This window comes from Pseudomonas sp., from assembly GCF_046581935.1.
In the GTDB taxonomy this organism is placed as follows: Bacteria; Pseudomonadota; Gammaproteobacteria; order Pseudomonadales; family Pseudomonadaceae; genus Aquipseudomonas.
Window position 1 is genome coordinate 131414 of record NZ_JAYGFK010000003.1, and the last position, 14457, is coordinate 145870.

At 60.9% G+C, this 14457-nt stretch carries 15 protein-coding genes and 1 riboswitch; of the genes, 2 read left to right on the top strand and 13 right to left on the bottom strand.

Annotated features, from left to right (window positions below; all coding sequences use genetic code 11):
- Positions 1 to 380: 380 nt before the first annotated feature.
- The 11 genes from VCA57_RS02635 to VCA57_RS02685 all read right to left on the bottom strand — a co-directional run bounded on the left by VCA57_RS02635 (position 381) and on the right by VCA57_RS02685 (position 9507).
- Positions 381 to 1223, bottom strand: coding sequence for an ABC transporter ATP-binding protein (locus tag VCA57_RS02635; RefSeq protein WP_411183407.1), 843 nt, complete (start codon positions 1221 to 1223; stop codon positions 381 to 383).
- Between the two features lie 5 nt (positions 1224 to 1228).
- Positions 1229 to 2065, bottom strand: a complete 837-nt coding sequence (locus VCA57_RS02640) for an ABC transporter permease (protein ID WP_411183408.1) — start codon at positions 2063 to 2065, stop codon at positions 1229 to 1231.
- Positions 2062 to 2820 carry a hypothetical protein gene (locus VCA57_RS02645; RefSeq protein ID WP_411183409.1) on the bottom strand — a complete coding sequence of 253 codons (759 nt, stop codon included), beginning with the start codon at positions 2818 to 2820 and terminating at the stop codon, positions 2062 to 2064. Before VCA57_RS02645 ends, VCA57_RS02640 begins: the two co-directional genes overlap by 4 nt.
- The gene (locus tag VCA57_RS02650; RefSeq protein ID WP_411183410.1) at positions 2817 to 3593 is read right to left on the bottom strand and encodes an N-acyl homoserine lactonase family protein; all 777 of its coding nucleotides are present in this window, start codon (positions 3591 to 3593) and stop codon (positions 2817 to 2819) included. Before VCA57_RS02650 ends, VCA57_RS02645 begins: the two co-directional genes overlap by 4 nt.
- Positions 3590 to 4225: a cysteine hydrolase family protein gene (locus tag VCA57_RS02655; protein WP_411183660.1), complete on the bottom strand. Its 636-nt coding sequence runs from the start codon at positions 4223 to 4225 to the stop codon at positions 3590 to 3592. The genes VCA57_RS02650 and VCA57_RS02655 overlap by 4 nt, the downstream gene beginning before the upstream one ends.
- Positions 4213 to 4977, bottom strand: coding sequence for a creatininase (locus VCA57_RS02660; RefSeq protein ID WP_411183411.1), 765 nt, complete (start codon positions 4975 to 4977; stop codon positions 4213 to 4215). Before VCA57_RS02660 ends, VCA57_RS02655 begins: the two co-directional genes overlap by 13 nt.
- Positions 4974 to 5858 carry a DMT family transporter gene (locus VCA57_RS02665; protein WP_411183412.1) on the bottom strand — a complete coding sequence of 295 codons (885 nt, stop codon included), beginning with the start codon at positions 5856 to 5858 and terminating at the stop codon, positions 4974 to 4976. The genes VCA57_RS02660 and VCA57_RS02665 overlap by 4 nt, the downstream gene beginning before the upstream one ends.
- A 1-nt stretch (position 5859) precedes the next feature.
- The gene (locus tag VCA57_RS02670; RefSeq protein WP_411183413.1) at positions 5860 to 6627 is read right to left on the bottom strand and encodes an SDR family NAD(P)-dependent oxidoreductase; all 768 of its coding nucleotides are present in this window, start codon (positions 6625 to 6627) and stop codon (positions 5860 to 5862) included.
- Complete coding sequence (locus tag VCA57_RS02675) at positions 6624 to 7397, bottom strand: SDR family NAD(P)-dependent oxidoreductase (RefSeq protein ID WP_411183414.1); 774 nt, start codon at positions 7395 to 7397, stop codon at positions 6624 to 6626. Before VCA57_RS02675 ends, VCA57_RS02670 begins: the two co-directional genes overlap by 4 nt.
- A 2-nt stretch (positions 7398 to 7399) precedes the next feature.
- Positions 7400 to 8425 carry a fatty acid desaturase family protein gene (locus VCA57_RS02680; RefSeq protein WP_411183415.1) on the bottom strand — a complete coding sequence of 342 codons (1026 nt, stop codon included), beginning with the start codon at positions 8423 to 8425 and terminating at the stop codon, positions 7400 to 7402.
- A 77-nt stretch (positions 8426 to 8502) separates the two neighbouring features.
- The gene (locus VCA57_RS02685; protein ID WP_411183416.1) at positions 8503 to 9507 is read right to left on the bottom strand and encodes an ABC transporter substrate-binding protein; all 1005 of its coding nucleotides are present in this window, start codon (positions 9505 to 9507) and stop codon (positions 8503 to 8505) included.
- Between the two features lie 45 nt (positions 9508 to 9552).
- A riboswitch (guanidine-I (ykkC/yxkD leader) is annotated at positions 9553 to 9657 on the bottom strand.
- 540 nt (positions 9658 to 10197) lie between these two features.
- Here VCA57_RS02685 and VCA57_RS02690 point away from each other — a divergent pair.
- Positions 10198 to 11517, top strand: coding sequence for a C4-dicarboxylate transporter DctA (locus VCA57_RS02690; protein ID WP_411183417.1), 1320 nt, complete (start codon positions 10198 to 10200; stop codon positions 11515 to 11517).
- 68 nt (positions 11518 to 11585) lie between these two features.
- Positions 11586 to 12308, top strand: a complete 723-nt coding sequence (locus VCA57_RS02695; RefSeq protein ID WP_411183418.1) for a FadR/GntR family transcriptional regulator — start codon at positions 11586 to 11588, stop codon at positions 12306 to 12308.
- Positions 12309 to 12470: 162 nt separating this feature from the next.
- Here VCA57_RS02695 and VCA57_RS02700 read toward each other — a convergent pair whose 3' ends face one another.
- Both VCA57_RS02700 and VCA57_RS02705 read right to left on the bottom strand, forming a co-directional pair.
- Positions 12471 to 13367 carry a peptidoglycan DD-metalloendopeptidase family protein gene (locus tag VCA57_RS02700; protein WP_411183419.1) on the bottom strand — a complete coding sequence of 299 codons (897 nt, stop codon included), beginning with the start codon at positions 13365 to 13367 and terminating at the stop codon, positions 12471 to 12473.
- A 120-nt stretch (positions 13368 to 13487) separates the two neighbouring features.
- Positions 13488 to 14399 (bottom strand): response regulator, encoded by a 912-nt coding sequence (locus VCA57_RS02705; protein WP_411183420.1) that lies wholly within the window; start codon positions 14397 to 14399, stop codon positions 13488 to 13490.
- Positions 14400 to 14457: the final 58 nt, after the last annotated feature.

Here is a 14457-nt window from a genome sequence, read left to right on the forward strand (position 1 = left end):
CGATCGTGCAGACGACGCCCAAAGCCCCGTCAGGAGGCCGAGTGGAGTCGCCGCGTAAGGGGCGGAGCGACATGGATGTAGCGAGAGCCGCGATGGGCCATGGATGGCCCTTGGCGGCGGCCCCTGGAGCGGAGATGGCGCGAGGGAACCCCGGCGCAGCCGGGGCCGTATGCTGGGGTGCCCTTCTCTTTGGTTACTTTCTCTTGGGCAAGCAAGAGAAAGTGACTCGCCCGTAAGGGGCGAAACCCATCAGACCAGACGGCTCGGTAATGGATAGAGACACGTCATAGGCAACGCACACTTGTTTGCCTGCCCAGTATCAACCCGCACTTCCCCAAAAATCCGCGAAGAGCCTAGAAAAATGGCAGCCGCAGCGGCACTCAAGCCGGTACGGTACGAGTCAGTTGCTCCAGCAGTTCCAGGTCAGTGTTCATGCCCGAGGTTTCGCGGATGCGGTTGAGAATTTCCCGCTTGAGGGTGAGGAATTCCCCCGAAAGCTTCATGTCCTGATTGCGCTCGGCCGGCAGCGGCACGTCGTAAATAGTGTCGATGCGGCCGGGGCGCGGGGCCATCAGCACCACGCGGCCACCGAGGTAGATCGCCTCCTCGACGTCGTGGGTGACGAACAGGATGGTGCTCTTCTCCAGCCGGTGCACATGGCGGATCAGGTCGTGCATGACTTCGCGGGTTTGCGCATCCAGCGCGCCAAAGGGCTCGTCCATCAGCAGGATTTGCGGCTTGGGCATCAACGCTCGGGCAATCGCCACACGCTGCTGCATGCCGCCGGAGAGCTGATTAGGGTAGGCATTGGCGAAGGCCGTCAGGCCCATCAGGCTCAGCAGGGCATCGGCGCGACCGCTGGCCACTTCGATATCGGCGTCGCCGCGCACGGTGTCGGACACCACCTTGAGCTGACGGCAGAACTTGATGTTATCCATCACCTTGAGCCAGGGGTACAGGCTGTAGTGCTGAAAGACCATCGCACGGTCGATGCCGGGGCCGTTGACCGCGCGACCATCGACGAGGATTTCACCGACGCTGTGCTGCTCCAGGCCGCCGACACTGCGTAACAGGGTCGATTTGCCACAGCCGGAGGCACCGACGAAGGTGATGAATTCGTTGGCGCGAATATCCAGGTTGATCTCTTGCAGGGCCTGTACGTGGCGATCCTGGCTTTTGAATAGCTTGCCGACGCGGCGAATCTGAATCTTGCTGTCAGTCATGCCGTTTACCTCTTCATCCAGGGGAAGGCCACGCGACCCAGCCAGCGAAACGCCTGGTCGGTGAGCAGGCCGATAATGCCGATCAGCAGGATGCCGGCGAAAATCTTGTCGGTGTGCATGTAGCGCTGCGCCTTGAGGATGGCGTAACCGAGGCCGGAGTTGGCCGCCACCAGTTCGGCCACCACCAGGTAGGTCCAGGCCCAGCCGCAGGTGATGCGCAGGGTGTCGAGCAGCGCCGGGCGGGCCGACGGCAGGATCACCAATTTGACGATTTCAGCACGCGAAGCGCCCATGGTCTGCGCCGCTTCGATCTGCGCCATGGGCACCCGGCGCACATCCTCGGCGACCATCAGCACCATCTGGAAGAAGGTGCCGATAAAGATGATGAGAATCTTCGAGCCTTCGTCGATCCCTACCCAAAGCATGATCAGCGGGATAAAGGCCACCGCCGGCATGTAGCGGATAAAGTCAGTGAGTGGTTCAAGGAAGGCCTGCACCGGGCGATAGGTGCCGATATACAACCCCAGCGGCAGGGCCAACAGCGCCGAGGCGCCGAAGCCGCCCATCACCCGCCAGACGCTGATGCCAATGTCGGTGAGCAAGCCTTCTTCGCTCCACCAGTGGCCAACCCGCGCCAGCACCGCACCGGGGCCGGGGATAAACATCGGGTTGGTCAGCCCCAGTGCGGTGCAAGCCCACCACACCAGCAGCGGCAACAGCAGCCCGGCAACAGCCAGGCTCCAAACGGCGACACGCGGCAGCTCGCCGCGTATCACCCACCAACTGGGCCGCGCCGGTGGAGCGGCGGCCTCGGTGGTGGGCAGCGATTGATGAGCAGTCATGGTTTGGCTCCTGCACAGGGGAAAACAGCTTCGTCGCACGCCTGCCAGCCGCCCAAAGGCGGTTGTGCACCGAGGGTGGCGAGCACGGCCGGGCTCAATAGCTCGGCAGGCGAATCGGCATTAATAGTCGCCGGCAGCAACGCCTGGCCGATGCGCGCGGGCAAGGTCGACAGGGCAATGCACCAGGGTTGTGTGCCGCCTGCATAGCGCCCAAAGGACAGCTCAAACGCAAGCAGCGCCTGCGGTTCAGCGGCTACGGCCAGTAGCTCGGCCAACGAGTCGGCAGGGGCAAGTGCCTGCGCGCGGCCGGCCGCAAACAGGAAGTAGTCGCCAGCCAACAGCAGGCAACCCTGGCGACCATCGGCCGCGCTCAGCCAGGTGCCCCAGTTACGCCCGAGGGATTCCGGCAAACGCTCCCAGACTTCGTGGTAGCTGCCATCGAGGCCATCTTCCAGCAGGTAGTCGGGGCGCTCGAAGTGCATCCGGCCGATGTCATCACGGCCACTCGGCGGCTGGAAATCAATCGCGCGGTGCCACTGGCAGATGTCCCCGTCGATGGCCGTGCGGCCGGCAAAGCCAGCCTGCAGCGCCAACTCGGCCGGGCTGCTCGGCAACGGCTGCGGCACGCGCAGGTCGGCAAACAGCTCGGCGGTTTGCAGCCAGTAAACCTGCGTGCTGGCGTCATGCAGCCCGGCCGTGGTGGTCAGCAGCGTGCGCTGCCACACGCCGAGGTAGCTTGCGGGAACGGCTGTCATGCGTGGAACTCCGGGAACTGGCGCAGGCGCTTGAAAAAGGCCATGTCGTGGTTCGGCCATAGCTCGGCACCGGTTTCGTTGGCCAGCGCCTTGAGCTTGCGAATGCTGTCGATGGCGAGGTCTTCACGGTCTTGCCAGAGCGAACCGGGGGCGATTTCCTGCTCGATGTTTTCCGTCAAGTCGGCGGCATCACCGGCAAGGATGATCGGCGCGCCCTTGGGCAATTCGATCAACAGCGACATATGCCCAGCGGTGTGACCGGGGGTGTTGATCGCGCGCACGCCGGGCAGCAGGTCGTACTCGCCCGTTTGCACCTTCCAGTTGTAGTCGCCGGCAAAATCATCGACGAAATAGGCGTCGTCGGCCTGCGCCTTGGCTGCCTGCAATTCGGCGGCATGCACGTGCACCTCGGCCCCGCACACCTCACACAAGCCGCCGGCATGGTCGAAATGCAGATGGCCGAGGAACACCAGATCAATGTCTGCCGGGGTCAGCCCCAGGCGAGCAAAATGCGCGGGCAGGCGTTGCTCCTCGCTCATGCGTGGCGCGCCCATGGGGAAGTCGCCGTACCAGCGCTCACGCAGGCTTGGCTCGGCGATCTTGGCGTAGTCACAACCAACGTCATAAAGAATGCGACCGTGGCTTGTTTCGATCAGGTAGGCGAGGATCGGTGCCTCAATCATCACGCCCTGATTACGCTGCCAGGTGGAGATGGATTTGTCGTAACGATGAGTGGCGGTGAGCAACGGCCAGAGCTTGGTTACTTGAGTCATGCGGCCTCCCACTGGTTAAGCAGGCTGTGGCTGTCCAGCACACGGCCGAACAAGCCGCCCTCGACATCGACCATGGCCAGCGCCGCCGCGTGCAGTTGCGGGTAGGCCGAGCCGCAGGCATCGCTGACCAGGGTGCAGGCATAACCGCGATCCACCGCACTGCGCAGGGTGGAATGCACACACACCTCGGTGGTGACCCCGCAGATGATCAACTCGCGGATGCCGCGATTGCGCAGCAGCAGGTCGAGATCGGTGCTGGCGAAGGCGCTGTAGCTGGGCTTGTCGATTACCGGCTCACCGGCCAACGGCTGTAGCTCGTCGATCAGGTCGTGGCCGTATTCACCGCGCACCAGCAATTTGCCCAGCGGGCCAGGATGGCCAATGGGTGCGCCGGAGTTGGCCGCACGCAGGCGTTTTGGCTCGGGCAAATCAGCCAGATCCGCGCGGTGCCCTTCACGGGTGTGCAGCACCAGCAGGCCACGGGCGCGGGCGGCATCCAAAACCCGGCGAATGGCCGGGATCGGCGCACGCAGCAGGCTAATATCCAAGCCGGCTTGGTCGGCATAGCCGCCTGGCGAGCAGAAGTCGCGCTGCATATCGATGACGATCAGGGCCGTGCTCACAGCTTGAATTCCTTACGCACAGCAGCGGCAATGCCTTGGCTAATATCGCCGGCCATGCGCGCGCCCTTCTCTGCCGTTGAGCCCTTGGCCGAGGACAGCACGCCGGACGGCGGCACCCACTCGGTGCGGGTTGGGTACATGTCGTAGGGCGGGAAGTCCGCTGGGGCATCGTCAGGGATCAGGTCAATGCGCACCAGATGCGGCAGGTAATGCAGCATCAGCGAGGTTTCAATCACCGCCGCGTGCTCCAGGGCAAAACCGGGGAAGCCGTCCGGGAACACATCGGCCAGGGTCTGCTCGGTGCAGAAATCCCAGTGTTCCAGGCGCATCACTTCCAGCTTGCTGGCCGCGTCCAGGTCGCGCATGGCCAGTTGGATGCCTTCGGTGACGAACCACTGGTTTTCGTAGTGACCATCAACCAGCACCAGACGCGTTACGCCATGCCGGGCAAACTCACGCACGGCATCACGCACCAGGGCGATCAGGGTTTGCCCATCGAGGCTGGTGGTGCCGCAGAAATGGTTGCCGCCACCGCACTTGGGCTGCGACTTGTAACCGTAGGACAGGGCCGGCGCGACCAGACCGCCGACCTGCGCGGCAACGTCTTCGCACAAGGCGCTGGCCAGCAGCGCATCGGTGCCCAGCGGCAGGTGCGGGCCGTGCTGCTCGGTGGCGCCGCACGGCAGGAATACCACGGGGGAGTCTTCACGCACGCGGCGCGCGTATTCAACCCAGCTAAGTTGGTCCATCCGAATGGTCATGGTTTGGCCTCACAGAGTTTTGTCGAAGAAGCACGCGATGGACGTTCGGCGAGTAGCGCAGCAAACAGCACCAGCGCGCCGCCACACCACTCACGCAGGCCCAGTTCGCGCTCACCGAGCCAGGCGGCGGTGAGCACTGCCACCACCAGTTCGATCACCACCAGCACTGCCGCACGGCTTGTCTCAACATGGCTGAAGCCGTATTGCGCCGCACTCATGGCGATCAGCCAGAACCCCCCAAACAGCAGGATTTGCAGCCACAAGCCGGCGCTCATCGGCGGCAACGCGACCTGTTGTTGCAGGCAAAACAGCCCGCCGAGCAAGGCCGCACCGAGAAAGGCCACCACCGCCTTGCTGGCTATCGGCACCTGATCCGCCGCGCGGGTGGCGAGGTTGTTAAAGGCAAACGCCAGGCCGGCGGAGAGCGCCAGCCAATCACTGGCGGTGAGCGGCCGGAAGGTTTCCGCACTGACGCCCAACGTCAGAGCGATGCCGCTCATCGCCAGCAGCAGCGCACCAACGCGCACAAAACTGAGCCGCTCCCCCAACAGCAACCAGCCACCCAGCAACGCCCACACCGGCGCCAGATAAAACAGCAGCATGGCGCGCACCACATCACCTTCAGAGAGTGCTCCCACCAGCCCGGCCGTGGCCCAACCACCACATAGGCAGATCACTGCCAGGGCACGCCGCTGCGGCCACCAGGCACGCCGCTGCACAACTAAAATCGGCAACGCCACCAGGCACAGCAGGCCGTAGGTGTAGAGCACCACCGGCATACCGGCCAGCCCCTGCCCGGCCAAGTGGTCCAAGGGAATCCAGCCCAGGCCCCAGAAACTGGCACCCAGCAGCAGGACGATTTCCGGCTTTAGCCAGCCCATATCAGCCTCCCATCCAGGCACCGCCATTGGCACCGAGCATCTGTCCGTGAAAAAAGCTCGCGCCAGGCGAAACCAGAAACAGCACCGCGGCGGCGATCTCTTGTGGTTGCCCCAGGCGGCCGGCGGGAATGTCACTTTCCTTGGCGATCATTTCGGCGCTCATGTGCTCGGCCGAAACCATCGGCGTATCCACCGGCCCCGGTGCCACGCCATTGATGCGGATATGCGGGGCAAATTCGCGGGCCAGGGATTTAGTCAGGCCGATCACCCCGGCCTTGGCCGTGCAATAGGCGACGAAATCGGCACGGCCCAGGTGGCCCAACTCGGAGGCGATATTGACGATGCAGCCGCGCTGGCGCAGTTGCATATGCCGCAGGGCATGCCGGCAGCAGCGGTAGACGCCGTGCAGGTCAACGCCCAGAACAAAAGCCCAATCATCTTCATCGGTGTCGACGAAGGGTTTTTCCAGAATCACCCCGGCGTTGTTGACCAGAATATCCAGGTCACCGGCCTGCAGAATCTGCGTGAACATTGCCGCCACTTGCGGCGCATCCGCCACATCGGCCTGCACCGCACGGGCCTGACCACCGTTGGCGGCAATCTCCGCGACCAGCTCATCGGCGGCCTGCGCCTGATCAAGGTGGTTGAGCCACACCAACGCGCCAGCCTGGGCCAGCGCCACGGCAGTCGCCCGGCCGATACCTTGCGTGGCCCCGGTGACCAGCGCGGTTTGCCCGGCCAATGGCCGCTCGTGCGCGAGCGGGTTCAATGCATCACCTCGCCATGGCTGACCGACAGCGCCTGCCCGGTAATGGGCGCCGCCAGGCTGCTGCCGAGAAACAAGAAGGTGCCGGCCAGATCGGCGGGCGTGAGCAATTCCGGCACCGCCTGCGCGGCGAGAATCAGCGCCAGCTCATCGGCTTCGCTGCGGCCGCTGGCCTCGGCCATAACCTTGAGTGAACGCATGGCCGCCTCGGTGCCGATCCAGCCAGGACATACGGCATTCACGCGAATCCGCCTCGGCCCCAGCTCCCAGGCCAGCGAACGAGTCAGGCCAATTACCGCATGCTTGCTGGCAACGTAAGCGGAAAACCCCGGCACGCCCTTCAAGCCCCAGATGGACGCTTGGTTGATCACGCTCGACCCCGCGCGCAACTGCCCTTGCAGGGCGCGGGTCAGGCGCAGCATCGAGGCCACATTGTTATCCAGCAGCGCCTGCCAGCGGGCATCGGCGGCGCTGCCGGTGTCGGCCAACGGGGTGACGTACTCGACCCCGGCGTTGTTGATCAGCACATCCAGCGGCTGCTCGCCGCGCTGGGCAACGTAAGCGGCAATCGCCTCGCTATCGCTCAGGTCGAGCGTGGCAATCTGGCAGGTCGTCAGCGACGCCAACTCAGCAGCCACCGCTGTCAGCGCCGGCGCATCGCGATCAAGCAACTCCAGGCTCGCGCCTTGAGCGGCAAAAGCCCGCGCCAGACCACGGCCGATGCCGCTGGCCGCGCCGCTGATCAGCACCTGTTTACCGCGATAGTCGATCATCGTCACACCGCCGTCAGAAAGGACACGCCAACCGCGCCGTAGAAACCATCGGCACGCTGCGCACCGCTCAGTTCAACCTGGCCATAGTGGTCATCAATCACCCGGCGCAGGCGATGCTGGTGAAAGCTTTTCAGCAGCAGGTGCATCGGCAATATCTGGCTGTATTCGCTGTCATACAGCTCGCTGTGCAGCTTGCGCAGGCGATACCAGGGAGCCACTGGTTTTTCGTGGTGGGCGTTGTGGTAGGCGAAGTTGAGCAACAGCAGATCAAGCACCGGCCAGCGCACGGAAACCACGTTGCTGTAGGTGTTCATCTGCTCGTACACGCGGTCGCGCTGTTTGTCAGCGGGGATCTTGCCGTCGTCCTCAAGCACCGCGAAGGCGTCGTAGGTGTGCTGATAGGCATCGGTAAAGCGCAGCACGGTGAGCATGATCGACCAGGCCACGAAGTAGAGAATCGCTGCCTTCAGTGAGGCTGCCGCGAGCAAGCCAAACAGCACCACACGCACCAGCAGGGTCAGCAATACCTTGCGGCGATTGGCACGGTGCTTGGGGTTATCGGTAATGAACGGCAGGATGATCACGTACCAGTGCATGATCAGTTCCACCGCTGGCACGTAGGCCCACTCGGCGGCCAGCACCAGCTTGCGCACCCAGGCGGGGCAGCGCTGGTTAAGGAAGACCTTGGTGTCGAAGGTCAGCACATCGGCGCGGTCGACGTGGTGGCGCATGTGCTTGCGCCGTAAATCCTGGAAGCCGGCGTAGCAACTGCCGCAGATCCAACTGGCCAGCTCACCGGCCCGTTCGTTGTATTTGGGCTTGGCGAAGATGGTGCCGTGGGCGAATTCGTGGATCAGGTAAGCGGCGATAATCATCGCGTGGCCCAGCAGCAACGTACCGGCCGCGTTGGCCAGCCAACTGTCGGCCAGCAACAAGGCGATACCGGCGACATAGCCGCCGAGCGCATAAGCGATAGCCAAGCTGTTGGCGACCCGGCCATCAGCATAGCGATAAAGCTGAGTAGACATGGTTCTCTCCGATGGGTGCATGACGCCGTGCGTGGCAGGCTGACATGACGCGCCAGCCTGCCAGCGGACTTATCGCGCTACTTGGCCAGCGCCTCGACGAACTGCGCGTCGAAGGTCGTGGCGAAATCGGGGATGGCTGGGATCTGGCCGTTATCCTTGAGCAACGTGGCGATCACCGCACCACTGCCGAAGAACGAGCTGGTCTTGTCGGACTCGACAAAGTTGTTGCTCATCTCGGCCAATGGGATGTTGTACACACCGCTCATCTGCTCCTTGGCTTCCTCAGCGCTGACACCGAGCACTTTGCCGATGATCTTCGCAGCTTCGTCCGGGTGGCTCTGCATGTAGGCCAAGCCATCGAGGTAGCCCTGCATCATGGCTTTGATCGCAGCGGGCTTCTTGGCAATCATCTTCTCGTCGAACACCAGCACGTCAGTGATCAGGCCGGGCGCATCCTTCGACGAATAGACCACGTGGAACTTGTCGCCAGGCATGCCGAGAATCTGCGACACGTTGGGCTCATAGGTCACGCCCACCGGCAGGCTGCCAGACGCCATGGCCCCAGGAATGCCCTCAGGCGTCATGTTGATCGGCTTGATGTCCTTGTCGGTCAGGCCATTTACCTTGAGCGCATAGGCGAGGAGGAAGTCCGACGGCGACAGCGGGTTGAAGCCGACTTTCTTGCCCTTGAAGTCGGCAACCGAGGTGATCGATTTGTCCGCCACAATGGCATCGCCACCGTTGGAGAAGTCGATGGGCATCACCACCTTGTGCTTCAGGCCCTTGGCCACGCCGCCAACCACCTGGTCGTAAGTGAGCATGCCGCCGTCGAGGGCGCTGCCCAGCATGGCGGAGGGAATCAGCGCGGGATCGTTGAAGAATTGCAGCTCAACTTTGAGGTCGTGCGCCTTGTACAGGTCCAACTCGTCAGCGACGTAAAACGGCGCATAACCGGCCCATACCACGGTGCCGATCTTGAGTTTTTCCAGGGCGTGTGCAGAAAAGGGCAGCGCAGCGAATACGCTGGCCAGGCTGGCACAAAGCAGAGTCTTGCGCAGTGAACGCAGGGATAGCGGGGTCATGGCATAGCTCCTACACGTTAGAAATCGGCACGGGATGACATCACGTCCTCCCGGGCTTTTATCCCGCCGTGTAGCCCTGGTCCTTAGGGCCGGAAAACTCTCGGACCAGCATCAACGTCGCAGTTGACCGGAACCCTAGTTCGCCTCTGGTTAAACTCCACTGTGCCAAGCGTCATGAGCGATTGCGTACCGGCTAGGCCGACGTGCTGACTCATCCCGTCTGTAAGGGTCAAAGCAAGTCCGGTGCCAGTCCATTCAAAAAATCATCACGTATGAAAAAAGCCCTGCCTATACAGAGGCTTGGACCACAAAGCAAAAACCAGAACAGAGCCACGCAAGCAACAGCCCTACCCCACAACCGCACCAGCATAAGGCGCGACGCCTGCTTTAAGTGCGAGCACATTGCAGGTGCGGCTTACCATAACCAACTAACGGCTATGAACACGCTACAAGGCTGCACTAGGACCTCTGGCAAACCTCTGACTCACCCTCCGTTGAGTATTCAATGCAGCGTTTTAGAAGACGTTATTGGTAAAAGCCACTGGCTTTACCAGCGATTGCCCACCAATACAAAACTTGTCAAAGCCGTTTGCAGCGCATAAATTGCACTGGTCTTACCGGTAATACCAGAACAATAACTGCGAGCCGATCCTCTCCCACAGGGCGACTACGCATACGGAGACCACTGCAATGTTTATCAAAAACTGCTCGCGCTCAATTTTCCTGCAAGTCGTAATAGCTCTGATCTTTGGCGTAATTGCTGGGGTTAGCTTTCCTGATTTTTCCTCCCATCTGAAACCCCTGGGCGACGGCTTTATTAAGCTGATCAAAATGCTCATTGCGCTCATCGTATTTTGTGTCGTGGTCAACGGTATCTCCGGGGCTGGAGACCTGAAGAAGGTCGGCAGAATCGGCCTGAAGTCAGTGATCTACTTTGAAGTGCTCACCACCATTGCCTTGGTTCTTGGTTTAGTGGTGGCCTACAGCACCGGTTTGGGCTCAGGCGCCAACATCGACCTGAACAGCCTGTCTGCTAGCGATGCCTCCGCCTATACCGGTAACGCCCAAGCCATGCACGGTCCGGTGGCGTTCTTCATGGCACTGATCCCATCCTCGGTGTTTAGCGCTTTTGCCGGTAACGACATTCTCCAAGTGCTGCTGTTTTCTGTGCTGTTCGGCAGCGCCCTCAACCTAGTGGGTGAGCAAGCCAGTGGCCTGGCGCGGCTGATCAACGAATTCAGTCACGTGCTATTTCGCATCATGGGCATGATTGTGCGCCTGGCTCCGCTGGGGGTATTCGGTGCAGTAGCCTTCACCATCAGCCGCTACGGCGTCAGCTCGCTCAGCCATCTTGGTGCCTTGGTTTTAGTGTTCTATGTAACCTGCGCGCTGTTCGTCACGCTGGTGCTCGGCACCGTGTTGCGCCTGTGTGGCGTGCGCCTGTTTCCCTTTCTGCGTTACTTCCGCGAAGAACTGCTGATCGTTGTGGGCACCGCTTCTTCCGATGCCGTGTTGCCGCAAATCATGCGCAAGCTGGAAAAGCTGGGCATCCGTAGCTCGACCGTGGGCTTGGTAATTCCTACCGGTTATTCGTTCAACCTTGATGGCTTTTCGATCTACTTAACCCTGGCCGTGGTGTTCATCGCTCACGCTACCGGTACACCACTTGCCTTTAGTGACCTGATGACGGTGTTGCTGGTATCGCTGATCACCTCAAAAGGTGCGCACGGTATTCCCGGCTCTGCCCTGGTGATTCTCGCTGCGACCCTCACGGCTGTGCCGGCCATCCCCGCAGCCGGTCTGGTACTGGTATTGTCGGTTGACTGGTTCATGGGCATTGCCCGAGCGCTGACCAATATGATCGGTAACTGCATCGCGACTGTCGTCATCGCCCGCTGGGAGAACGACATCAACATCCCAAACGCCAATGCCGTGCTTGATGATCACCCAGGCAGCGCCGATAAAGCGCCAGCAATGCCCGCACCAAACAAAGGCGGACTGTCTGGTTAACAGACATACTCTGCTGACTAATCATCGGGGCTAAACCAGCCCCGACTTTGAGAACTTTAGGTGCAATCATGTTCTCCTCATCCAGGCTGATTAACTCAGTTGTGCAGAGGCTGCTCGATACCATTGAACAAGGCCGCTGGACCACGGGGCAGATGCTCCCGGGCCAGCGCGAGCTTGCCGAGCAACTAGCGATCAGCAGACCAAGTTTGCGCGAAGCCATTACCGTTCTGGAAACCCTGGGAGTGCTGCGCTCGTTACCCGGCAAAGGGGTAATGGTGCTTGAGCACAACACACCCGCCTTGCGCGACCTGCGCAGCCCAACAGTTGCAACAGCCTCCCTAGAGAATGTCCTGCAGCTGCGCTACGCCCTGGAACCCTTCATCGCCGGCCTGATCGCGCAAAACATAACCAGCGATGAAATCGGCCAGCTGCGTTTGTTGCTGTTGGACCTGCGCGAGGCTGTCGAGGATGGGCACGCCGATGGCCTGGTCGAGGCGTATAACGCGTTCCATCGTAAGTTAGTGGCGCTCACCTCTAACCCGATTTTCCTCAGCGTGTCGCAACAAATCAGTGGTGCCCTTGAGCAAAGCAAACACCTCGTTCAGCGTAACGCGGCACATGCTGAAGACATTCTGCATGAGCACGAAACCATCGTTCGCACGATCCGTCAGCACAATAGCGAAGCGGCCAGCCAGGCAATGCGCCAACACATTCTCAATGAAGGATTGCGCCTGAATATTGTGCTGCGTATACCGGAAAATGACCCCGCAACAACGCAGCCAAACCAGTAAGTGCGAGGTGCGGATATTGCGCGCTAGCGCCGACAACTGCCGCATGGCACTGCACCTGAAAGAACAATTCGGTAATTAACAACCTGATGATGGTTTACGGCACCGTACGGCGGCCGAACTTGCCTGAATGACCACTGGCTCACCGGTCACTTAGGCAGCTTGCTAGTCGCCACCTACGGCAAAGTTGGGCAGGCTGTCGACCGGCTGGGCGAAGTCGAATGGGATGGATTCCAGAGCCAAGCCAACGTTGCGCTGCACCACGAAGTGCAGGTGCGGGCCGGTGCTGTTGCCGGTATTGCCAGAGCGCGCGAGGAATGTACCGACCTCAATCCGGCTGCCTTCTTTGACGGCCACCGAACCGCGCATCAGGTGCAGGTACACGCCCATGGTGCCGTCGTCATGCAGGATGCGCACATAGTTACCGGACGGGTTATTGCCACGACCCGTCTGCTGGCTTTCGGTCTTCACCACGATACCGCTGCGCGCTGCGACTATCGGCGTACCTTCCGGCATGGCGATATCCAGCGCATAACGACCTTTCGGGGTGAAGTGACTGTACTTGCCATTAGCGCCTTGGGTCAGGCGGAACGGGCCACCACGCCAGGGCAGCGGATATTGCTTCTGGGTTGGCAGCAAGCGCGGATCACCCATGGCATAACGCAGTTTGGGGGTGTAACGCATGGGTTTGCTGGCATCACGCGGGGCCAGAGTGGCCAGGCGGATGTGACTGCGCGGCGGCAACACCCAATTGATCGGTTTACTGGGAACGCCGCTGACGTTATCGGTGTTCTCCAGACGTAACTCGACCTGCACCGGGGCGAACAGGTCGTTACGCACCAGCAGGGTTTCGCCCGCCTCATGCTTCTTGGTTTCCAACTTCACCTGGTTGTCCAAGCGCTCGACCATGCGATCACGGAACACAAAAACCTGCGCGCCGGGGGCAGCCTGATCGGTATAGGTGACCACACCGTTGGCATCGGTGTACTTGTAAATAGTCAACGCCATTGCCTGGCCGGCAAGGCTCAACACACTGCAGAGAAGTATCAGACGCCCTAGCATAACGACTCGGATCTTATGATTTGTCTGTCCGGGGCGTTGAGATTAGCAGCCGATTGCTTGCCATGCGACCGGCTAAGCCAGGGTTGTGAGCCACCTCCCATGGCTTGCCACGCGCGCCACTCATGCACCGGGGCTGAAATGCTTCTGCGCGGTGCCACGGGCGATCAGTCGGGAAATGTAATCGAGCTTTTGCGGATCCTGATCAACAAACCTGAAGGTCAATTGCAGCCACTCACTATCGGGCTTGGGCTCGAACGCTACTACGGCATGCAGGTAGCCGTTAAGCCGTGCGGTTTCCGCCGCCTCGCCTTGCTCTAAATCAAGCACGGCGCTCTCCAGCACCTGCGGCAACACTTCAGTGCGTTTGACCACCAACAGCGCTTCTTTCAAGCTCAACGCCTTGATCACACAGCTCATGGTGCCGCCAGGTAAACGCAGTTGACCCTGACCACGGCCACTCGGCGAGCTAGCTGCAGCGGCTTTGCTCGCTGCAGGTTTACCGGCAAAGGCCGTCGCTGCTTGCACCGCCGGCGCAGCACTTGGCTTAACCACAGCACCCTTGCCACCTGTCAGAGCGGACAGCGAATCATTGGCGAAAGCACCTGTGCTGAGCATCTTCGGCGGCGCACTGGACATCAATGCCTGCAGCTTGCCGGCACGGCTCAGGGCTTTTTTCACCTTGGTGGTCAGTTGCTCATTGGAAAACGGCTTGCCGATAAAGTCTGAAACGCCAGCCTGGATCGCCTGCACGACGTTTTCTTTATCGCCGCGGCTGGTAACCATAATGAAGGGCGTGATCTTGTGTTCATCCTGCTCACGGCACCACGTGAGCAGCTCCAACCCGGACATTTCCGGCATTTCCCAATCACACAGAATCAGGTCAACACTTTGCCGACTAAGCAACTGCTGGGCCTTGCGCCCATTCACCGCTTCCTCGATCTGGATGCCTGGAAAATGGTCGCGCAAACCCTTTTTCACCAGATCGCGAATAAAAGTTGCGTCGTCCACCACCAGCACACTGACTTTACTCATCGACAACTCCCGTTCTAATGACCGTAAGCATAGTCACGGCTATTGGCCAATGGCCAAC